Source organism: Stenotrophomonas sp. PI_27, assembly GCF_027854495.1.
Lineage (GTDB): Bacteria > Pseudomonadota > Gammaproteobacteria > Xanthomonadales > Xanthomonadaceae > Stenotrophomonas > Stenotrophomonas pavanii.
Genome location: NZ_JAJNOF010000007.1, coordinates 179,108 through 200,112 on the forward strand (window position 1 = coordinate 179,108; position 21,005 = coordinate 200,112).

General features: G+C 68.7%; 18 protein-coding genes. 8 read left to right on the top strand and 10 right to left on the bottom strand.

Features of this window, described 5'->3' with window-relative positions:
* Window positions 1-76: 76 nt before the first annotated feature.
* From LRM18_RS11575 to LRM18_RS11585, 3 genes are read right to left on the bottom strand one after another with little or no spacing between them, the layout of a single operon-like run.
* Window positions 77-649, bottom strand: a complete 573-nt coding sequence (locus tag LRM18_RS11575; RefSeq protein WP_270954592.1) for a YceI family protein — start codon at window positions 647-649, stop codon at window positions 77-79.
* Between the two features lie 3 nt (window positions 650-652).
* Window positions 653-1,225 carry a cytochrome b gene (locus LRM18_RS11580; RefSeq protein ID WP_049465672.1) on the bottom strand — a complete coding sequence of 191 codons (573 nt, stop codon included), beginning with the start codon at window positions 1,223-1,225 and terminating at the stop codon, window positions 653-655.
* The gene (locus LRM18_RS11585; protein WP_270954594.1) at window positions 1,222-1,866 is read right to left on the bottom strand and encodes a YceI family protein; all 645 of its coding nucleotides are present in this window, start codon (window positions 1,864-1,866) and stop codon (window positions 1,222-1,224) included. The genes LRM18_RS11580 and LRM18_RS11585 overlap by 4 nt, the downstream gene beginning before the upstream one ends.
* A 164-nt stretch (window positions 1,867-2,030) precedes the next feature.
* On the opposite strand from LRM18_RS11585, the gene LRM18_RS11590 reads away from it, so the two are divergent.
* Window positions 2,031-5,573 (top strand): ATP-binding protein, encoded by a 3,543-nt coding sequence (locus LRM18_RS11590; RefSeq protein ID WP_049465678.1) that lies wholly within the window; start codon window positions 2,031-2,033, stop codon window positions 5,571-5,573.
* 96 nt (window positions 5,574-5,669) lie between these two features.
* Window positions 5,670-9,197 (top strand): hybrid sensor histidine kinase/response regulator, encoded by a 3,528-nt coding sequence (locus LRM18_RS11595; RefSeq protein WP_057493478.1) that lies wholly within the window; start codon window positions 5,670-5,672, stop codon window positions 9,195-9,197.
* A 638-nt stretch (window positions 9,198-9,835) separates the two neighbouring features.
* On the opposite strand, the gene mdtD is transcribed toward LRM18_RS11595, so the two are convergent.
* The 5 genes from mdtD to LRM18_RS11620 form a co-directional block, all read right to left on the bottom strand.
* A complete protein-coding gene (gene mdtD / locus LRM18_RS11600) occupies window positions 9,836-11,245 on the bottom strand; it encodes a multidrug transporter subunit MdtD (RefSeq protein ID WP_270954599.1) in 1,410 nt (469 codons plus the stop codon).
* A gap of 92 nt (window positions 11,246-11,337) precedes the next feature.
* Window positions 11,338-12,420, bottom strand: coding sequence for a uroporphyrinogen decarboxylase (gene hemE, locus LRM18_RS11605; RefSeq protein ID WP_064239016.1), 1,083 nt, complete (start codon window positions 12,418-12,420; stop codon window positions 11,338-11,340).
* 26 nt (window positions 12,421-12,446) lie between these two features.
* Window positions 12,447-12,686 (bottom strand): WGR domain-containing protein, encoded by a 240-nt coding sequence (locus LRM18_RS11610; protein WP_270954601.1) that lies wholly within the window; start codon window positions 12,684-12,686, stop codon window positions 12,447-12,449.
* Window positions 12,687-12,814: 128 nt separating this feature from the next.
* Entirely contained in the window at window positions 12,815-13,927 is a 1,113-nt protein-coding gene (gene aroB / locus LRM18_RS11615) for a 3-dehydroquinate synthase (protein ID WP_270954603.1), read from the bottom strand.
* Window positions 13,924-14,466, bottom strand: a complete 543-nt coding sequence (locus LRM18_RS11620; protein WP_049468779.1) for a shikimate kinase — start codon at window positions 14,464-14,466, stop codon at window positions 13,924-13,926. Before LRM18_RS11620 ends, aroB begins: the two co-directional genes overlap by 4 nt.
* Before the next feature lie 98 nt (window positions 14,467-14,564).
* Here LRM18_RS11620 and LRM18_RS11625 point away from each other — a divergent pair, with 98 nt between their 5' ends.
* On the top strand, window positions 14,565-14,768 hold the full coding sequence (locus LRM18_RS11625; protein ID WP_005410663.1) for a dodecin family protein: 204 nt from the start codon (window positions 14,565-14,567) through the stop codon (window positions 14,766-14,768).
* 6 nt (window positions 14,769-14,774) lie between these two features.
* Here the strand turns inward: LRM18_RS11625 and LRM18_RS11630 are convergent, their stop codons facing one another.
* Window positions 14,775-15,602 carry a kinase gene (locus tag LRM18_RS11630; protein ID WP_270954612.1) on the bottom strand — a complete coding sequence of 276 codons (828 nt, stop codon included), beginning with the start codon at window positions 15,600-15,602 and terminating at the stop codon, window positions 14,775-14,777.
* 40 nt (window positions 15,603-15,642) lie between these two features.
* Between LRM18_RS11630 and pdxH the strand changes: the two genes are divergently transcribed.
* Genes pdxH through LRM18_RS11645 form a run of 3 tightly spaced genes read left to right on the top strand, consistent with a single transcriptional unit; the run spans window position 15,643 to window position 17,056 of the window.
* On the top strand, window positions 15,643-16,242 hold the full coding sequence (gene pdxH / locus LRM18_RS11635) for a pyridoxamine 5'-phosphate oxidase (protein WP_154331043.1): 600 nt from the start codon (window positions 15,643-15,645) through the stop codon (window positions 16,240-16,242).
* Window positions 16,239-16,700: an aminoglycoside N-acetyltransferase AAC(6')-Iak gene (gene aac(6')-Iak / locus LRM18_RS11640; RefSeq protein WP_049468785.1), complete on the top strand. Its 462-nt coding sequence runs from the start codon at window positions 16,239-16,241 to the stop codon at window positions 16,698-16,700. Before pdxH ends, aac(6')-Iak begins: the two co-directional genes overlap by 4 nt.
* Complete coding sequence (locus tag LRM18_RS11645) at window positions 16,697-17,056, top strand: hypothetical protein (RefSeq protein WP_197640855.1); 360 nt, start codon at window positions 16,697-16,699, stop codon at window positions 17,054-17,056. Before aac(6')-Iak ends, LRM18_RS11645 begins: the two co-directional genes overlap by 4 nt.
* Window positions 17,057-17,112: 56 nt before the next feature.
* Here LRM18_RS11645 and prpR read toward each other — a convergent pair whose 3' ends face one another.
* Complete coding sequence (gene prpR, locus LRM18_RS11650; protein WP_270954617.1) at window positions 17,113-18,696, bottom strand: propionate catabolism operon regulatory protein PrpR; 1,584 nt, start codon at window positions 18,694-18,696, stop codon at window positions 17,113-17,115.
* A gap of 154 nt (window positions 18,697-18,850) precedes the next feature.
* Between prpR and prpB the strand changes: the two genes are divergently transcribed.
* Together prpB and prpC are read left to right on the top strand one after the other, a co-directional pair.
* Complete coding sequence (gene prpB / locus LRM18_RS11655) at window positions 18,851-19,744, top strand: methylisocitrate lyase (protein WP_005418360.1); 894 nt, start codon at window positions 18,851-18,853, stop codon at window positions 19,742-19,744.
* Window positions 19,745-19,779: 35 nt separating this feature from the next.
* Window positions 19,780-20,937 carry a 2-methylcitrate synthase gene (gene prpC / locus LRM18_RS11660; protein WP_005418357.1) on the top strand — a complete coding sequence of 386 codons (1,158 nt, stop codon included), beginning with the start codon at window positions 19,780-19,782 and terminating at the stop codon, window positions 20,935-20,937.
* Window positions 20,938-21,005 lie beyond the last annotated feature (68 nt).

The window sequence follows — 21,005 nt, forward strand, 5'->3', positions numbered from 1 at the left end:
GGCCAGCGGCCGGCACTACCCAATGCGTTGCGATGCCCGGTGATGCCGGCCAGCGGCCGGCACTACCGGAAGCGCCTTATTTCGCGTCGAACTTCACGATCGTGCTGATCGCGGTTTCATCCGGGATGGTCTTGGTGTCGGCCCAGTCACCGCCGCCGACGCCGAAGTCCAGTCGCTTGACCGTGGCCTTGCCGGTCAGTACCGGCTGGGGGCCCGGCTTCCAGGTGAAGGTCAGCGTGACTGGCTTGCTGACGCCGCGCAGTTCCAGCGTGCCATCGGCGGCGAACTGGTCGTTGCCCACCGCGCGGAAACCCTTGGCGGTGTAGCGCGCCGTGGCGAACTTGCCGACATTGAAGAAGTCGGCACCCTGCAGGGTCGAATCACGGTCACTGTTGCCGCTCTTGGCCCCGGCCAGCGGAATCACCACGTCCAGCGAACCGGCGGCCGGATTGGCCGGGTCGAAGCTGAGCTTGGTGGCGAAGCCGGGGAAGCTGCCGGTGAACACTTCACCGTCGTACTTGGTGGCAAACACCAGGATCGAGCCGGCACCCGGGGCCTGCGCATAGTCGGCGGCGAGCGCCGGGGCAGTGGCCAGCATGCCGGCCAGGGCGGCGGCCACAGCGGCCGGAGTGGTCAGTTTCAGGTTCATCGGTCAGTCCTTCTGAGGGGAGGCGAGCCAACCGCGTGGCAACATGCGGGACAGTGTTGCATCGCGCTGGAACAGGTGGTGGTAGAAGGCAGCGCCGGCATGTGCCAGCACCACCGCGATCAGCAGCCAGAAGCCATATTCGTGCAGGGCATGGGACACCGCGACGACCTGCGGATCCGGAGCGCTCAGCTTGGGCACGTCAACCAGGCCGAACCAGCGGAACGGGCGCAGGCCACTGGCCGAATCGTACAACCAGCCCGACAGCGGAATGGCGAACATCAGCACGTACAGCAGCACGTGGGTGGCGCTGGCGATGCGCTCCTGCCAGCTGGGCACGCCCGGCACCGGCTTCGGCGCACCGGCATACAGGCGCCAGCCGAGACGGAACAGCACCAGGGCCAGGACCGTGATGCCGATCGACTTGTGCGCGGTGTACACCCAGAAGTACTTGGGCGTCTTGGGCAGTTCGCCCATGGTCAGGCCGACCACGCCGAGGGCGAGGATCAGCAGTGCGATCAACCAATGCAGGATCTGGCTGACACTTCCCCACGCGGCGGGGGTGTTCTTGGCGGTCATGAAGGGTCCTTGGGGGCCGTCGTGTGGTCGGAGTGGGAAACAGGAGCCGGAGTTCCCGGGGCATCGTTGCGGTCGAGGGTGGCTTCGGCCTCGATCCGCACCTGCACCGCATCACCGATGACGCCCGGCCAGGCGGTGATGCCGAACGCGCGCCGGCTCAGCGTGGTGCTGGCGGAAAACCCGGCGGTGCGCCGGAACGGCGGGAGCGGATAGCGCTTGAGCGCGTTGAAGGTCACTTCCAGAGTGACCTCCTGGCTGACCCCGCGCAGGGTCAGCGTGCCGGTCACGCGCGCGTGTCGGGCGTCGATCGGTTCCACCCGATGGGAGACGAAGCGTGCCGTGGGATGGCGCTCGCCGTCGAGCAGGCTGCGCGCCAGCGTGGCCTGGTTCCACTTGGCGTCACCAAGGTCCAGTCGCGACACCGGAATGTCCACTTCCACGGTCGCATCGCGCCAGTTGTCGGGATCGAACAGCACTCGGCCCTCGCTGCCGGATACCGTGCCCATGGCCTGCGAGTAGCCGGCGTGGTCGATGGAGAACAGCACCCGCGTATGCACCGGATCGAGGCGGTAGGTATCAGCGGCCGCCCAGGCAGGAGCGGTGGCGAGCAGCATCGGCAGCAGGGCCAGGCAGGGACGCATCGATGGCGGGCTCCGGAAGGGGACGCTGCGATCATACGCACAGCCCCCCGACAACGTTGCGTACATGGCTGCAACAGTTCGTGGTGGCACCTCCATGGGAAACAGGCTGTTGCAGCCATGAACGCGGCCCTGTGTGACAATCGGGCCAGGACAGGGGGTTCAGGATGACGAGCGGCTGGCGCCGGTGGTGCCGTGGCATCGCGGGTATGGGACTGCTGCTGATGGCGTTGGCCACGGCGGCTGCGACCCTGGATATCGCAGAAACACCGCGCCTGCGCCGCTTCGGTGCCGCCGAAGGCTTGCCGTCGCGCATGGTGGTGGCGTTGGCCGAGGACCGGCAGGGCCATATCTGGGCCGCCACCGATGGCGGGCTCGCGCGCTACGATGGCAACAGCCTGCGGGTCTGGGAGCACGACCCGGAACAGCCGGGCGCGCTGCCGGGAAACGAAATCGAGACCCTGCTGATCGATCCGCTGGACCGCGTCTGGGTGGGCATCAACGGCAAGGGCGTGGCCCGCCTGGATGCCGACCGCGAGCGCTTCCGGACCTTCGACAAGGTCAATGCCACCTGCCAGGGGCAGTTCTGGGCACTGGCCTATGTCGACGACGCATTGTGGATCGGCACCAACAACCACGGCGTCTGCCGCCTGGGCGAAGACGGCAGCGTGCGCCTCTACACCCATGATCCAGCGCACCCGGATGGGCTGCCCAGCAACAGCATTTTCACCAGCCTGGTCGATGCGCAGGGGCGCCTGTGGGTGGGCACCGAAGCCGGTGTGGCGCGATGGAATGGCAGCGGATTCGAGCCGGTGGCCGCGTCGCAGCTGGGAACGCTGAGCGTGCTGCGGTTGAGCCGTGATGCGGACGGTTCGATCTGGGTCGGCAGCCAGAACGACGGGCTGTACCGTATCGATGCGCAGGATCGGGTCAGTCGCCCGCGATGGGCCGACAGTGCCCAGCTGCGCTCGGCGCTGGTGCTGGCCGATCGCCAGGGGGGCTACTGGGCCGGCACATCCGATGGCCTGTTGCGGGGCGACGCGGCCGCGCTGCGCCGGCTGGAGGGCGACCGCGGCAGTGGCTTCCTGACCGCGCACAGCGGTGTGCTGGATCTGCTGCAGGATCACGAGGGTGGGTTGTGGGTGGCCCTGCTGACCCAGGGCCTGGCCTATCTGCCACCGGACTGGCGGCGCTTCTCGATCTGGAACCAGCTCGACGGCAAGCCGTTGGACAGCCAGTACCTGTTGAGTGCGGCCAGCGACGGGAAGAATTACTACGTCGGCTCGGCGCGCGGGGTTTACCAGTTGGATGCGCAGGGCACGCTGCGCCTGCTGGCCACCGATCGGCAGCTGGGCAACGGCGTGGTGTGGTCGGTGCTGCCGCGCCCGGACGGTCGCCTGTGGCTCGGGCGCGGCGGCCGCATCACCCTCTACGATCCGGCCTCCGGTGCATTGCGTGACCTGCGGATCGACGGCAGTGCCGACCTGCGCCAGCGCATCGATCTGATGCGCGAGGCCCCTGACGGTACGGTGTGGGTGTCGGTGATGGGCCTGGAACTGCAGCAGCGTAGTGCAGAGGGCCGGCTGCTGCACCGCTATCCGCTGGAGTATTTCCGCGGTACCGCCGATGCGCCGATCGAGCAGATCCGCTTCGACGCCCACGGCCGGCCGTGGGTGATGGGTGACATGGGCATCTGGCGTGAGCAGGCCGGACGCTTCGAGGCGGTGCCGGGCGTATCGCGGGGGCCGATCTACGACCTGGTGTGGATCGATCCGCAGCAGTTGTGGCTGGCGCGCCAAGGCGCTTTCGAGCGCTACCAGTGGGACGGCATGAGCCTGCGCCTGATCCAGCGCATCGACGGCGGCGCCGGCGTGCCACCGCTGACCATGGGGGGGCTGGCCCTGGCCGCCAACGGCCAGTTGTGGGCGACCACGCCGCGCGGCCTGCTGCGCTGGGATCCGAAGACGCGGCGCTTGCAGCAGTTCAACGAGCGCGACGGCCTGTCCGACGCGGAGTTCACGGGCCGGCCACCGGCGGTGAACGCCGATGGTCGCGTGCTGGCGGTGACCCAGACCGGTTTGGTTGCCTTCGATGTGAACGCCGACGACACCGTGCTGCCGGCGTCATCGCTGGTGATCGCCGAAGTGCGGGTGCGCCGCGACGACGCCCGCGGCTGGCAGCCGTTGCCGCTCACCGGCACCCTGCTGCTGGGGCCGGATGACCGCGACCTGCAGATCGATGCGCGGCTGCTGTCCTACGCCAGCCCGCAGGGCAACCGCTACCGGTTCCGCGTGCAGGGCTACGACCAGGACTGGGTGGAGCAGGGCGGTGATGGCCAGCGCACCCTGTCGCGGCTGCCGACCGGCAGCTACCTCATCGAGGTACAGGCCGCGACTGCCCGGGGCGCGTGGACGCCTTCGCAGCAGTTGCAGGTGAAGGTGCTGCCGCCGTGGTGGCGAAGCGGCATGGCGATCTTCGGCTACATCCTGCTGGGGTCGTTGCTGCTGGTGATCCTGGTCTGGTCGATCCGGGCGCGGCTGCGGCGTCGCCAGCAGTGGCAGTTGACGGTGCACAAGCAACAGCTGGCCGAACAGGCCTCGCAGGCCAAGAGCCGTTTCCTGGCCACGCTGGGCCACGAAGTGCGCACGCCGATGACCGGCGTGCTGGGCATGAGCGAACTGCTGCTGGCCACCCCGCTGGATCCGGTGCAGCGCAGCTATGCCGGCTCGATCCAGCAGGCCGGCAGCCACCTGCTGCGGCTGGTCAATGATGCGCTGGACCTGGCCCGCATCGAAGCCGGGCGGCTGGAACTGGACCTGCGCCCGTTCGACCTCGGGGAGCTGCTCGACCAGGTGCAGGGCCTGATGCAGCCGATGGCGCAGCAGCGCCAGTTGGAATTCCGGCGCGGCGAGGACCCGCCCGGGCCGATCACGGTCAGTGGCGACGAGATGCGGGTGCGCCAGATCCTGCTGAACCTGCTCGGCAACGCCATCAAGTTCACCGAACGTGGCCACGTCGGCCTGGCCGTCCGCCTGGAAGAAAAGGGCGGGCTGTGCTTTGAAGTGCATGACAGCGGCCCGGGCATCAATGCCGAGCAGCAGCAGCGCCTGTTCCATCGCTTCGAGCAGGCTGACGGCCCGCGCACTGCCTCGCGCTACGGGGGCAGTGGGTTGGGGCTGGCGATCTGCCAGGAGCTGGCGGTGGCGATGGGCGGGCGTATCGATGTGGTCAGCCAGCCCGGCAGGGGCGCGCGCTTCCGCGTTCGCCTGCCATTGCCCTGGACGCGGCAGGCTGTCAGCCCGGCGGGCGAGGCGGCAGTGCTGCCGGTACTGCCACCGTTGCGCATCCTGCTGGTGGAGGACGATGCCACGGTGGCCGAGGTCATCGCCGGCCTGTTGCGCGTGCGCGGACATACGGTGGTGCACGTGCTGCACGGCCTGGGCGCGTTGTCGGAGATCGCCACCGACGGCTTCGACGTGGGCCTGCTCGATCTCGATCTGCCCGCGCTGGATGGTACGGCCATCGCCCGCCAGCTGCGCACGATGGGCTATGACCTGCCCCTTGTGGCGGTGACCGCCCGTTCCGATGCCTATGCCGAAACCCAGGTGCTGGCGGCTGGCTTCGATGGCTTCCTGCGCAAGCCGGTGACCGGCGACCTGCTGGTGGCGGCCATCGCCCAGGCGCGTGCGAAGCGACAGGCGACTGCGTGACCGCGCCGGCGCCGGGCGTGAACGGTGCGACTTTCGGTTTACCATGCCGACGCCCGCGGCGCGGGAATCATCAGGACCAGCGTGAGGAGGCAATCGGTGGTGTATCTGCGGGCGGCGATGCTGCTGCTGGTCCTGCTGTGCTGCGCGTTGCCCGTTGCGGCACAGCCGGTGCCGCCCAGCCCACGGCAGGTGACGGTGTTCGACGGCCTGCCGTCCAATACCGTCAACCGCATGGCCGAGGATCGCTACGGCTACCTGTGGATCGCCACCAACGATGGCCTGGCCCGCTACGACGGGCGTACCTACCGGGTGTGGCGTTCCGAGGACGGGCTGCGTGACAACCGCATCTGGACGGTGCTGGTCGATGCCCGCAACCAGTTGTGGATAGGCACCGAGAACGCAGGCCTGGTACGCATGTCGGCCGACCGCAGGCAGCTGCACTTCTACGACCGCAGCAGCCAGCCGCTGATGGGCACCAACACGGTCTGGAGCCTGGCCAGCACGCCCGACGGCTCGATTTGGTTCGGCACCCACGAGGGCGGCCTGTACCGCCTGGACAGCCAGGACCGCCTGCAGCGCTTCCTGCCCGAGCCGAACAATCCGCGCAGCCTGCCGTCGTCGTCGGTGCCCTACCTGGCCACGCTGCCTGATGGCAGCCTGTGGATCGGCACCAAGCATGGCGTGGCGCGCTGGACCGGGACCGACTTCGAGCGCGTTGGTACGGACATCATTCCCAGCCTGCTGATCAACGGCCTGACCACCGAGCCGGACGGCAGCCTGTGGATCAGCACGATGGCCGGGGCCACCGTGCGCCGCCCGGACGGCCGCTTCGAGGCACCGCCGTGGAAGCTGCCACCGGGCGAGCAGGTGCTGGGCATGATGCTGCGCGACGAGCAGGGTGGGCACTGGCTGGACACGCGCACCGGGTTGGGACGTGCGGTGGATGGCCAGTACCAGACCGTGCCGCTGTACAGCGTCATCGCACGCGGCCCGGTACGGCCGAACTGGACCGGTGCCTATGAGGATCGGGAAGGCGGCATCTGGCTGGCCAGCACCAACGCCGGCCTGTGGCACCTGTTGCCGCGCTGGTGGCAGTTCTCGGTGCTGTCGCGCCTGGAGGACGACCCCACCTCGCTGCGCAATGCACTGGTGCTGGGCACCAGCCCGTCCAGCAACGGCGGCGTATGGACGGTGGGCAGCCACGGTGCGCTGGATCGCTTCGATCCGAAGACGGGCCGGATCGAGCAGCACCGCACCTGGGTCAACGGCATGCACTGGCTGACCTCGGTGAGGGAAGACCGGCGCGGGCAGGTGTGGATTGGATCGAACGACGCACTGGTGCGCTATGACCCGCAGCGTCGCGAGCTGCGTCGCTGGGGTCGTGATGCCGGTGCTGATGCGGCGATGGAGGGGGTCATCGAATCGATGATGACCTGTGACGGCGACAGCCTCTGGCTGATGCTGCCCGCCGGCCTGCAGCAGCGCGACCTTGACGGACACCTGCGGCGCCAGCTGGACAATGGCCAGCGCGGGCTGCAGCAGGGCCAGCTCAACCTCGACGTGGAATGCGGACCGCAGGACCACATCTGGCTGGCCAGCAGTCGCGGCCTGTTGCAGTGGCTGCCGGAAAGCGAACGCTTCCAGCCGGTGCCGGGTGCGCCGGCGACCGCCATCCACGCGCTGCACGTGGGCCGGGATGGCCAGGTCTGGCTGTCCGAGGATGGCCGCTTGTCGCGTTACCGCTGGAGCCAGGGGCGCCTGGAACGACAGGCGGTGGTGGGGGCCGAGCAGGGCTATCCGGCAATCTCCGCGACCGGCCTGGTGGTGGATGCCCAGGGCGTGGCGTGGGCGACCAGCGCACGCGGCCTGGTGCGTGTCAGTGCCGATGGGCAGAGCGTGCGCCTGTATGGCGTGCACGACGGCCTGCCGAGCCAGGAATTCCGCGACCACACCTTGATTGCGGCGGGCGACGGCCATCTGGTGGCCGGAACGGCGGCAGGTGCGGTGGTGTTCGACCCGGAGCAGGTGCGGCCCTCGGTGCGTCGGGCCCCGCTGGTGATCGAGCGGGTGGAGGTGCGCCGCAACGAGCAGGTGCTGGACATGACCCACGATGCGCCGTTGCAGATCGCCGACGGCGACCGCGACCTGCGCATCGTCGCGCGGCTGCTGTCCTTTGCCGACTCGGCGTCCAATACCTACCGCTACCGCCTGGCCGGTTACGACCCCGATTGGGTCGAAGTCGGCCCGGCCGGTGAGCGCCTGTTCTCGCGCCTGGCGCCGGGCAGCTACCGGCTGGAAGTGCAGGCCCGGTCGGCCGACCACGTGTGGTCGCGGGTGCAGAGCCTGGAATTCCGCGTGCAGCCGCCGTGGTGGCGCAGCCTGTCCGGCCTGCTGGTGCTGGCGTCGGTCGGGCTGCTGCTGACCAGCTGGTTCGCCTGGTTGTACCGTCGCCGCCTGCAGCGGCGCCACGCCTACCAGCTGGCGCTGCACAAGCAGGAACTGGCCGAGCAGGCTTCAGCGGCCAAGACCCGTTTCCTGGCCAATCTGGGCCATGAGATCCGTACGCCGATGACCGGTGTGCTGGGCATGAGCGAGCTGTTGCTGGCGTCGCCACTGGACCCGCAGCAGCGCGGCTACACACAGTCGATCCGGCATGCCGGCGAGCACCTGCTGCACCTGGTCAACGATGCGCTGGACCTGGCGCGGATCGAGTCCGGCCGCCTGGAGCTGCAGTCGAAGACCTTTGCGTTGAACGGCCTGCTGCACGACCTGGCGGCCCTGATGGGCCCGCTGGCCGCGCAGAAGGGCCTGCGCTTCACCCTCGACAACCAGCTGCCGCCGGGGCTGCAGGCCACCGGCGATGCCATGCGCGTGCGGCAGATCCTGCTCAACCTGCTGTCGAACGCGGTGAAGTTCACCAGCCGTGGCACCATCACCCTGCACGCGCGCTGCGATGGCGAACTGCGCGCACTGCACTTCGAAGTGCGTGACACCGGCCCCGGCATCAGCCAGGAACAGCAGCAGCGCCTGTTCCGCCGCTTCGAGCAGGCCGACGGTGCACGTACTGCCGCGCAGTACGGCGGCAGCGGCCTCGGCCTGGCCATCTGCCGCGAGCTGGCGCATGCGATGCAGGGGCGCATCCAGGTGGAGAGCCAGCTGGGCCGGGGCACCTGTTTCGGCGTGACCCTGCCATTGCCACTGGTGGTGGACAGTGATGCCGAGGGCGCCGCCGACGGGCATCGCGACGAGGCGGCCAACGTGCCGCCACTGCGGGTGCTGCTGGTCGAAGACGATGCCACCGTGGCCGATGTGGTGCGCGGACTGCTGAGCGCGCGTGGCCACGAGGTGGTGCACGCCGGCCATGCGCTGGCGGCGCTGCGCGAGATCAGTGCGGGCGATTTCGACGTCGGCCTGCTGGACCTGGACCTGCCGGGCCTGAGCGGTTTCGAGCTGGCCCAGCACCTGCGCAACCAGGGCTACATGCTGCCGTTGCTGGCGGTGACCGCACGGACCGACCCGGACCTGCAGCAGCAGGTGGAAGCGGTCGGCATCGGTGGCTTCCTGCGCAAGCCGGTGACCGGCGAGCTGCTGGTGGACGCGATTGCCAGGGTGATGGGCAGGTAGGGAGTTTGGCAGGGCCTGCGGCCCTGCACCTGCTGCAAGCCGGAGGAACAGCAACAGCAACAGCAGAAGCAAAAGCTGGCTTCCTGTGGGATGGCGGGGTGGATCCGGTTGCGGGAGACGCCGTAAACCCATCCATGGGGGCTTGGCCGCGGCATCCATGCCGCGGACACTCCCGCAACCGGACCCACCCCGCCTTCGACAGTTTTCCGCGATCTGTCGGAGCACGGGGTCGGATCCCGTTGCTGTGCAACGGGCTCTGACCCCAATCTGGAATTCGAGATCTGACAGATGTGTCGACTAAGGTCGACACCTACCAACAACCGCGCGTTCCAACAGTCGCTGTTACCCACGGCCGCGTGAACCTGTCAGAGGCGGGGCGGTGTGGGCTTGCAGGACCGTTGGCGCCATGGATGGCGCCATCGAGCCCCCAGGGATGAGGGCGCTTTGCTTGCGAAGCACTGCTTCGCGAGCACCCGAACGCCCAGCCGCCAGCGGCTGGGCCGGACCGCGGAGCGGGGTTTACGGCGTGTGCTGCAAGCCCACACCGCCCCGCCAACCCACGGAATGCTCGCTGTTGTTGTTGCCGGCCAGCGGCCGGCACTACCGCGGGTGCAGGGCCGCAGGCCCTGCCGAACCCTTCACTCCGCGACGTGCTCGACCTGCCGCGGTTCGGGCTTGGTGTCGGGCAGCTGCCAGAAGATCATCGTCGAGGTCAGGGTGATCGCGCCGACGCACAGGAATGTCGCGTGCAGTGCTGCGGTGGCGCTGCTGCTGTCCAGGTGATTGCCGAACGCGGCCAGCAGGCTGCCGGCGGCTGCGGCACCGAAACCGGCGGCCAGCATCATCACCATCGACAGCAGGCTGTTGCCGGAGCTGGCGAATTCGCGGTCCAGATCGCGCAGGGTCACGGTGTTCATCACGGTGAACTGCAGCGAATTGACCGCACCGAAGAAGGCCAGTTGCAGCAGGCGCCAGGCCAGGTGCTGGCCCGGTGTCATCAGGATGAAGCTGGCCATCGCCAAGCCCACCAGCACGGTGTTGACCATCAGCACGCGGCGGTAGCCATAGCGCTCGACCAGCTTCACCGCCAGCTTCTTCGACACCATGCCGGCCGCCGCCACCGGCACCATCATCAGGCCGGCGTTCATCGGGCCCAGGCCGAGACCGACCTGCAGCAGCAACGGGATCAACATCGGCATGGCACTGCTGCCGATGCGCGAGAACAGGTTGCCCAGGATGCCGATGCGGTAGCTGGGCACACGGAACAAAGCCAGCGAAAACAGCGGCGCGGTGGAGTTGGCGGCGTGCAGCCAGTAACCCACCAGCGCAGCCAGGCCGGCCACGGTCATCAGCATCACCAGCGCATGTGGTGTACCCAGGCCGGAGATGCCGTCCAGCGCCAGCGACAGCACCACCATCGCGAAGGCCAGCATGATGTAGCCACGCAGGTCGAAGCGGGTGCGATGGCTGGCGTAGTGGTCGGGCATTATCTTCATCGCAGCGATGAAACCGATCACGCCGATCGGCAGGTTGATCAGGAACACCCAGTGCCATGAGGCGATCTCGACCAGCCAGCCGCCCAGCGTGGGGCCGATCAGGGGGCCAACCAGCGCGGGGATGGCGATGAAGCTCATCGCGCGCAGGAAATCCTCGCGTGGCACCGAACGCATCACTGCCAGGCGGCCCACGGGAAGCAGCATCGCGCCGCCGATGCCCTGCAGCACGCGCGCCCCGACCAGCTGGTGCAGGTGCTGGGCCAGTGCGCACGCAAGCGAGCCGAGCGTGAACAGAATGATCGCCACCAGGAACGTGCGGCGGGTGCCGTAGCGGTCGGCGATCCAGCCGGAGGCGGGAATGAAGGTGGCCACCGCCAGCGCGTAGCTGAACACCACCGACTGCATCTGCAGCGGGCTCTCGCCCAAGCTGGCCGCCATCGCCGGCAGCGCCGTGTTGACGATGGTCGAGTCCAGCATCTGCATGAAGATCGCCAGGGACACCAGCCACAGCAGGGGGCGGTGGCGGTTGTAGGTCGATGACGATGTAGGCATGGCGTGCGGCCGGTGCAGCGTGGGGGCCGCCATGATCGCGCAACGCGGGTCACGGCGCGATCAAGGTCGCGCCGTGATGGCCTGCGGAATGCTCAGCGCTGGCTGTGCGCGTGCACCGCGTCGACCAGCACCTGTACGTGTGCCGGGTCCATGTCCGGCGACATGCCGTGGCCAAGGTTGAACACATGGCCCTCGCGCGAGCCGCCGTTGCCGGCGGCATAGGTGTCGAGCACGCGTGCGGCGGCCGCGGCGATCGCATCCGGCGAGGCGTACAGCGTGGTCGGGTCGAGGTTGCCCTGCAGGGCGACGCGGCCACCGGTGCGGCGCAGTGCCTCGTCCAGGTCCAGCGTCCAGTCCAGGCCCAGCGCATCGGCACCGGTGTGCGACAGCGCTTCCAGGTGCAGGCCGGTGCCTTTGCCGAACAGGATCAGCGGCGTGCGCTCGCTGCCTTCGCCGCGCTCCAGCCCCTCGGCGATGCGCTGCAGGTAGCGCAGCGAGAACTCGCGGTACATCGACGGTGACAGCACGCCACCCCAGGTGTCGAACACCTGCAGCGCCTGTGCACCGGCCGCGCGCTGCGCGCCGAGGTAGGCGATCACGGCGTCGGTGGTGACCTCCAGCAGCCGGTGCAGGGCCTGCGGGTGGTTCAGTGCCATGGCCTTGATGCGCGCAAAGTCCTTGCTGCCACCGCCTTCCACCATGTAGCAGGCCAGTGTCCACGGGCTGCCGGAGAAGCCGATCAGCGGCACCTGGCCGTCCAGTTCGCGGCGGATCAGGCGCACCGCATCCATCACGTAGCCCAGGTCCTGTTCCATGTCCGGCACCGCCAGCCGGGCGATGGCGGCTTCGTCACGCACCGGGTGCCGGAACTTCGGGCCTTCGCCTTCGACGAAGTACAGCTCCAGGCCCATCGCATCGGGAATGGTGAGGATGTCCGAGAACAGGATGGCTGCATCCAGCGGGAAGCGGCGCAGCGGCTGCAGGGTGACTTCGCAGGCAATCTCCGGGGTCTTGGCCATGGCCAGGAAGCTGCCGGCCTTGGCCCGGGTCGCGCGGTACTCCGGCAGGTAGCGGCCGGCCTGGCGCATCAGCCAGACAGGGGTGCAGTCCACCGGTTCGCGGCGCAGGGCGCGCAGCAGGCGATCGTTGCGGAGAGGGCTGGTCACGATGGGCATTCCTTGGGCGAAAGTTGGCAGCGGCGTCAGTCGCCGTGCGAGAGAATCTGGAAACCGCGATGCAGTTCGGCATCGCGGGCCTTCTCGAAGGCGTGGCGGGCGTCGTCAGCGTGCAGGAACAGTTCGCGCCGCAACTGCGAGCGGCTGCCGACGCGGCCGCTCTCGCGCAGCAGCTCCCAGCCGCCGAACAGGTCCGGCTGCAGGCTCAGGCGCAGGAAGCGCGGTGCCTGCGCACCGGCGTCGGGATGTTGCAGGTAGACGTGCATGGGCCGATTGTAGCGGGGCCAGGGTGACCCCGGCCGCAACGCGGTCGTGCCGGCCGCTGGCCGGCAATGCTGCCCCGCATCCCGGTAGTGCCGGCCGCTGGCCGGCAATCCCCCCGCGCATCCCGGCTCTACCGGGCCGACAGCACCTTCAGCACCGCCGCCTCATCCACGTCCGGCACCACTTCGGCACGCCCCATGCCGCGCCACAGCACCAGGCGCAGGCGGCCGGCCACGTTCTTCTTGTCCAGGCGCATGCGGCCGAGCAGGGCCTGCGGGTCGAGCCCGTCCGGGATCGCCACGGGCAGGCCCAGGCGTTCCAGCAACGCCTGCAGGCGCACGCGGTCGGCATCGTCGGCCAGGCCCAGGTCGGTGGACAGTTTCGCCGCCAGCACCATGCCCACCGCCACCGCCTCGCCATGGTTCAGCGCATCGCGGCCGGGCGCGGAGTAGCCCTGCTCGGTTTCGATGGCATGGCCGAAGGTGTGGCCGAGGTTGAGCAGGGCACGTTCGCCCTTCTCGAACGGATCGCGCTCGACGATGGCGGCCTTGTGCCGGCAGCTGCGCGCGATGGCTTCGGCCAGCGTGGCATCCTCGCCGGCCAGCAGCGCATCGGCATGCTGCTGCAGCCATTCGAAGAACACGGCATCACCCAGCGCGCCGTACTTGACCACTTCGGCCAGGCCCGCACGCAGCTCGCGCGGCGGCAGGGTGGCCAGCACGCGGGTATCGGCGATGACCGCGCGCGGCGGATGGAACGCACCGACCAGGTTCTTGCCCGCCGGAATGTCGACCGCGGTCTTGCCACCGACTGACGAATCGACCATCGCCAGCAGGGTGGTGGGCAGCTGCACGCAGTCGACGCCGCGCATCCAGCAGGCCGCGGCAAACCCGGCGAGATCACCGACCACGCCGCCGCCGAGCGCGAACACGCAGGCATCGCGGGTGGCGCCGAGCGCAGCCAGCGCTTCGATCGCGCGGCCGAATTCGGCCAGGGTCTTGGACGCTTCGCCCGCGGCGAGGACATGCTCGCCGACGATCAGGTCGGGGCGCGCGGCCAGCAGCGCCTGCTTCACCGGCGCCAGATAACGCGGGGCCACTTCGCTGTCGCTGAGCAGCAGCACATGGCGGCCGCGCACTTGCGCGGCCAGCGCGGCGCCGTCGGCCTGCGCGCCTGCGCCGATGGTGATGGAGTAGGGCCGGTCGCCGCCAACGGCGACCTGCAGCAGGGCGGGAGAAGTCATGCGTTCAGGTCCTGGCGCTGCCATTGCGTGGCCAGCTTGACCACCAGCTGGGCGGTCGCGTCGGCAGCGGTGTACGGGTCGGTATCGAGGGTGAGGTCGGCCAGTTCGCGGTACAGCGGGTCGCGGTGCGCGGCCAGATCGTGCAGCACCTGCTCGCGGTCCGGGCGCTGCAGCAGCGGCCGGCCCTTGTCGCGGGCGAGGCGTTCCAGCTGCGCGGCCACGCTGACCCGCAGGTAGACCACGAAGCCACGCTGGGCGATCAGTGCACGGTTGTCCGGATCCAGCACCGCGCCACCGCCGGTGGAGACCAGCTGGCCGCGGCCTTCCAGCACGCGGGCCAGGGCCTGGCGTTCATGGTGGCGGAAACCGGCTTCGCCGGCATGCTCGAAAATGGTCGGGATGCCGGCGCCGGCAGCCTCGACGATGGCCTGGTCGACATCGACGAAGTCCAGCGTGAAGCGCTCGGCCAGGCGGCGGCCGATGCAGGTTTTGCCGGCGCCCATCGGGCCGATCAGGATCAGGTTCGGAGCAGGATTCATGCCCTCTGATGCTAACACCTCCGTGCCCTGGCCTTTACGTTCTTCACGTCAGGGTGGGCATTCCTGCGGGGGTTCCCGCGCCAACCGGAGCACAGGTCATGACGGTCGCCAAGGTCATCGAGATCACCGCCTCCTCGCCGAAGAGCGTGGAGGACGCGGTGCGCAGCGGACTGAAGAAGGTTTCCGAGACGGTCAAGGGCATCCAGGGCGCCTGGGTGAACGAGACCAAGGTGGTCACCAACGGCAGCGGCGAGATCACCGAATGGCGGGTCAACCTGCGGGTGACCTTCCTGGTGGAATAGCCGCGCTCAGCGCACGGCCTGCACCTGCCGCTGGCCGTCCAGGACCACGACGTGGTCGGCAAGCGTGGGAAGCGTGCGCAGTGCCTGCCGGCTGATCCGCTCGTAGTACTGCACGAAACGCTCCAGCTGCGGCCGGCTCATGCCGTGCCGGCCCGGCTGCGCGGCCTGCAGGTTCTGCTCCTGCTGCCAGCGCCAGCGCGGTACCACCGCGAAATCCGGCGGTTGCAGGAACCACAGGCGGTCGCAACGCTGCCACAGCGCGGGGTAGTCGCGGGCCAGCGCCTGGTTGCACCAGCGGCGCCAGCGGCCGTCGCTGTCGGCTTCGCGTTCCAGCGCGTTCAACGGGGCATCCAGTGCAGCGTCATCCTGCGCGGGCGTACCGAGGAACCATCCCTCGAACACCAGCAGGTCCAGTGGCGTGTCCAAGTGCGGCCATTGCGCCTCGGCCAAGCGTTCATCGGCCAGCTTGTCAAAGCGCGGCATCGCCAGGGGGCGGCGCGCTGCCACGGCGTCCAGCACGCTGTGCGCCAGCGTCAGGTCATGGGTACCGGGTGGGCCGCGGGTCATCAGCAGCGGATGCACCTGGCGCGCCAGGCGCTGGCGCTGCGCACGGGTCAGGTAGACATCGTCGATCGAGAGGCTGGCCGCGCACAGGCCGCGGGCCCGGGCGCGTGCGACCACCTGTGCGGCCAGCGTCGATTTGCCGCTCCCCTGCAGGCCGCTGATCGCCAATACTGGAACCGCTGCACCGCTGGACAGTGCATCGTCCAGCGCCTGTTCGGCCAATGTTTCGGGGAATCCTTTCACCTGGGGCATATACGCAGCAGCGGCCATGCAGCCACAATAGCCCAAACCGTGTGAGAACAACGCCATCATGAGCGACCTGTACGCCGAAGCCCTGTCCACGTTTGCCCGCCTGTTCGAGGAGGCCAAACAGAGCCGCGAGGTCGAGCCCAACGCGATGACCGTGGCGACTGCAGATGCGCAGGGACGCCCGTCGGCGCGCACCGTGCTGCTGAAGGCCTTCGACGAGCGCGGCTTCGTCTTCTACACGCACCTGGACAGCCACAAGGGCCGTGAGCTGCGGTCCAATCCGCAGGCCGCGCTGCTGTTCCTGTGGCGCAGCCTGCGCGAGGCCGGCATCCAGGTGCGCATCGAGGGTCGTGTCGAGCAGGTCGCCGACGCCGAGGCCGACGCCTATTTCGCCAGCCGCCCGCGCATGAGCCAGATCGGCGCCTGGGCCTCGCAGCAGTCGAAGACGCTGGCAACCCGCGAGGAGTTCGACGCGCGCGTGGCCGAGGTCGAAGTGCGCTTCGAAGGCAAGGACGTGCCGCGCCCGGAAGGCTGGAGCGGCCTGCGCGTGGTGCCCGACCGCATCGAGTTCTGGTACGGCGCGCAGTTCCGCCTGCACGAGCGCTGGTGCTATGAAGCCGGTGCGGAAGGGCGCTGGAGCAAGCGCCTGCTGTACCCGTGACCGGCAGCGCGGCCACGATCCGCCCGGCCACGGCGGCCGATGCGGTCGCGTGGGCGCAGCTGCGTCTGGGCCTGTGGCCCGATGCCGATGATCCGCTGGAGACGCTGGTGGCGGCGCTGGCCGAGGACGCAGGAGCGGTTTTCCTGGCGTGTGCAGCGGGTGGCCAGGCGATCGGCTTCGCCGAAGTGCGCCTGCGCCATGACTACGTGAACGGCACCGATTCCTCGCCGGTGGGCTTTCTGGAGGGCTGGTACGTGCAGCCGCAGTGGCAAGGCTGCGGCGTGGGCCGCGCCCTGCTGGCGGCGGTACGGGCGTGGACGCGCGATGCGGGCTGCCGCGAACTGGCTTCGGACAGTCGCGTGGAAGACGTGCAGGCTCACGCCGCGCATCGGGCCTGCGGCTTCGAAGAAACCGAACGGGTGGTCTATTTCCGCATGCCGCTGGAGCCATCGGCGTGAATCGCGTGGCGCTGTACCGCGTGGTGGTGTTTGTTCCATCGGCCGCGCTGGACGCAGTGAAGCAGGGCATCCTCGCGGTGGATGCGCTCGCGGCCGGCGACTACGAGCATGGCATGTGGTGGTCGGCGCCCGGATTCGAGCAGTTCCGTCCACGCATGGGGGCGTCGCCCGTGCAGGGTGAAGCGGGTCGCACCGAAGTGGTCGACAGCGTGCGCCTGGAATTCTGCCTGCCGCGCGATCCGCAGCGGCTGCAGCGCATCTTCGAGCAGGGCATCGTGCCGCATCATCCGTGGCAGGTACCGGTGGTGCAGGTGGAGGACATCGAGCTGCTTCTCGCTGACGGGCGGCGGTTGTAGAGCCGGGCCATGCCCGGCTGCTTTCGCGCGAACATCAGCCGAGCATGGGCTCGGCTTTACAGGCCTTCTGCGCGCAGCCAGCGCCACAGCGTGGTGCGGGACACCCCCAGCGCCTGCGCCATGCCCTCGCGATCATGCCGGTGTTCCCGCAGCAGTGCTTCCAGCTGCGCACGCGGTGGCCGCTTGCCGTTGCTTTCCACCGGCAACGCCGCGACACCTTCATGCACCAGCTCGGGTGCCAGCTGCAGCAGCCGCGCCGCATCGATCAGCCCTTCACCGGGCTGCCAGTGGATGCGCAGCCGATCGACCAGATTGCGCAGTTCGCGCACGTTTCCCCGCCACTCGGCCGCGCTCAGTACCGCCAGTGCCTCCTCATCCAATGGCGCGTCGATGCCACGCAGCTGGCGGAAGAAGTGCTGTGCCAGCAACGGGATGTCACCACGTCGCGCGCGCAGTGCGGGCAGGGTGATGCGCAGCGCGGCCAGCCGGTAGTACAGGTCGCGACGGAAGCTGCCGGTCGCCGCGCGCTGCTCCAGTGACTGCAGAGTGGCGGCCACCACGCGCAGGTCGACCGGGGTCGGTTCGGTGGCGCCGACGCGCAGCACCTCCCGTTCCTCCAGCACCCGCAGCAGGCGGGTCTGCAGCGGTAGCGGCAGCTCGCCGATTTCATCCAGGAACAGGGTGCCGCCGTCGGCCGCTTCGACCAGGCCGACGCGGCCGCCGCGACGCGCGCCGGTGAAGGCGCCGTCGCTGTAGCCGAACAGTTCGGCTTCCAGCAGCGACTCACTGATCGCGCCGCAGTTCAGCGCCACGAAGCGTCCACGACGGCCACTGGCCGCATGCAGCTGGCGCGCCACCAGTTCCTTGCCGGTGCCGGTTTCGCCGCTGACCAGCACGGTGCTGTCATGCGGCGCGTAGAGCGCGATCTGCGCACGCACCTGTGCCATCGCGTCGCTGTCGCCGAGCAGTTCATGCGCGTCGCTGCGCACTGCCGGGCGCCGGCGCAGGGGCGGCCGGCTTCCCGTGGAGCGAGCCAGGGCCTGGGTCAGTTCGAGGGCGTGTTCGAACGCCTGCCGTACCGAATCGGCCGAGTACAGCAGCACGCCGGGCAGGCCGGCCTGCTCGGCATGGTCGATGGCCATGCCGGTGCCGACGATCACTTCGATGCCGTTGGCACGCAGGTCGGCAATGCAATCGCGTGCGTCCTCGCGGGTGACGAAGCGACGGTGCTCGATCTCCAGGCCAAAACTCTGCTGGAAGTTGCTGAACACCGGTACGTCGCTGGCGTGGGTGACCAGGCCGATGCGGCTGGCGATCCGTCGCGCGCGCGCCAGCGCTTCCATCAGGTCGAAGCCGTTGGCCTGGATCGGCACCAGCGGCAGCTCCAGCCGACCACGCAGCCACGCCGCATTGGAGCCGCCGGCGATGACCACGTCGCAGTGTTCCCGGCGCAGGCGTTGGCCGATCACGGCCACCGCTTCCTCGAAGCCGAGGTTGATCTGCTCGATGCGCGCGCGACGGTCGAACTCAGGAATGACGTCGCCGAGCAGGCCGGTCAGGCGCGAAACGCTGACGGTCCAGATGACCGGGCGGCCGGGGTCGGCATCGGCGTGGCGCAGGGGCGAGCGGGGCAGGTACATGGCGGCAGCCATCGGTCGGAATGTTTCATGATACATCCGTTTCAATGTTTCATATGTTTCACTTTGGTCGACCCGTCACGCCCGTGAAATCAAGAGCTTGCAGCTTGGCACGGTGCTTGCGCCCTCGTTTCCGGACTTCAACCTGGATTGCCGCATGACCGCTTCCGCCCCTTTCTCTGCCGGTGCCCGCTTCCGTGAGGCGCTGGCTGCCGAATCGCCGCTGCAGGTGATCGGCGCCATCAACGCCAACCATGCCCTGCTGGCCAAGCGCGCCGGATTCCGCGCCATCTACCTGTCCGGTGGCGGGGTTGCGGCAGGCTCGCTGGGCCTGCCGGACCTGGGCATCAATACGCTGGAAGACGTGCTGGTGGACGTGCGCCGCATCACCGATGTCTGCGACCTGCCGTTGATGGTCGACATCGATACCGGCTTTGGCCCGAGCGCGTTCAACATCGCGCGCACCGTGAAGTCGCTGATCAAGGCCGGTGCGGCCGCCTGCCACATCGAGGACCAGGTCGGTGCCAAGCGTTGCGGTCACCGTCCGGGCAAGGAGATCGTCTCGCAGGGTGAAATGGTCGACCGTGTGAAGGCCGCTGCCGATGCCAAGACCGATCCGGACTTCTTCCTGATCGCGCGTACCGATGCCATCCAGGTGGACGGCGTGGACAAGGCGATCGAGCGCGCCATCGCCTGCGTCGAGGCCGGTGCCGACGGCATCTTCGCCGAGGCCGCCTACGATCTGGACACCTACCGCCGCTTCGTGGACGCGGTGAAGGTGCCGGTGCTGGCCAACATCACCGAATTCGGTGCCACCCCGCTGTTCAGCCGCGATGAACTGGCCTCGGCCGGCGTCGCCATCCAGCTGTTCCCGCTGTCGGCGTTCCGCGCGGCCAACAAGGCGGCCGAGAACGTCTACCAGGCAGTGCGCCGCGATGGCCACCAGCGCAACGTGGTGGAGACCATGCAGACCCGCGAAGAGCTGTACGACCGCATCGGCTACCACGCCTTCGAGCAGCAGCTCGATGCGCTGTTCGCCGCCAAGAAATAAGCAGTACCCTGCACCATCAAGTTTCGGAGGGAAACATGAACGATACGACCGCAACCCCGACCTTCAAGCCGAAGAAGTCCGTCGCCCTGTCCGGCACCGCGGCCGGCAACACCGCGCTGTGCAGCGTGGGCCGCAGCGGCAACGACCTGCACTACCGCGGCTATGACATTCTGGACCTGGCCAACACCAGCGAGTTCGAGGAAATCGCCTACCTGCTGGTGCACGGCAAGCTGCCGACCCGCGCCGAGCTGGTTTCGTACAAGGCCAAGCTGAAGTCGCTGCGTGGCATCCCCGCCGCGGTGAAGGCCGCGCTGGAAGAGCTGCCGCCGTCGGCGCATCCGATGGACGTGATGCGCACCGGCGTGTCCGTGCTCGGCTGCGTGGCACCGGAGAAGGACGACCACAACCACCCGGGCGCGCGTGACATCGCCGACAAGCTGATGGCCTGCCTCGGTTCGATGCTGCTGTACTGGTACCACTGGAGCCACAACGGCCGCGCCATCGACGTGGAAACCGACGATGATTCGATCGGCGGCCACTTCCTGCACCTGCTGCATGGCGAAAAGCCGCAGGATTCGTGGGTGAAGGCGATGCACACCTCGCTGATCCTGTACGCCGAGCACGAGTTCAACGCCTCGACGTTCACCTGCCGTGTCATCGCCGGTACCGGCAGCGACATGTACAGCGCGATCTGCGGTGGCATCGGGGCGCTGCGTGGCCCGAAGCATGGCGGCGCCAACGAAGTGGCGTTCGAAGTGCAGAAGCGCTACGACAACCCGGATGAGGCCGAGGAAGACATCAAGGCGCGCGTCGAGCGCAAGGAAGTGGTGATCGGTTTCGGCCACCCGGTCTATACCGTCTCCGATCCGCGCAACAAGGTGATCAAGGACGTGGCCCGCGAGCTGTCCGAAGAACAGTCGAGCATGAAGATGTACGACATCGCCGAGCGCCTGGAATCGGTGATGTGGGACATCAAGAAGATGTTCCCGAACCTGGACTGGTTCAGTGCGGTCAGCTACCACATGATGGGCGTGCCGACCGCGATGTTCACCCCGCTGTTCGTGATCGCGCGCACCGCCGGCTGGAGCGCGCACATCATCGAGCAGCGCATCGACGGCAAGATCATCCGCCCGAGCGCCAACTACATCGGCCCGGAAGACCGCGACTTCGTCGCCATCGACAAGCGCGTCTGATCCTCCTGCTGTCCCCATCCGGCCGGCCGCGTGCCGGCCGGATGCTCTCGCCGCCGCTCCGCCGGCAC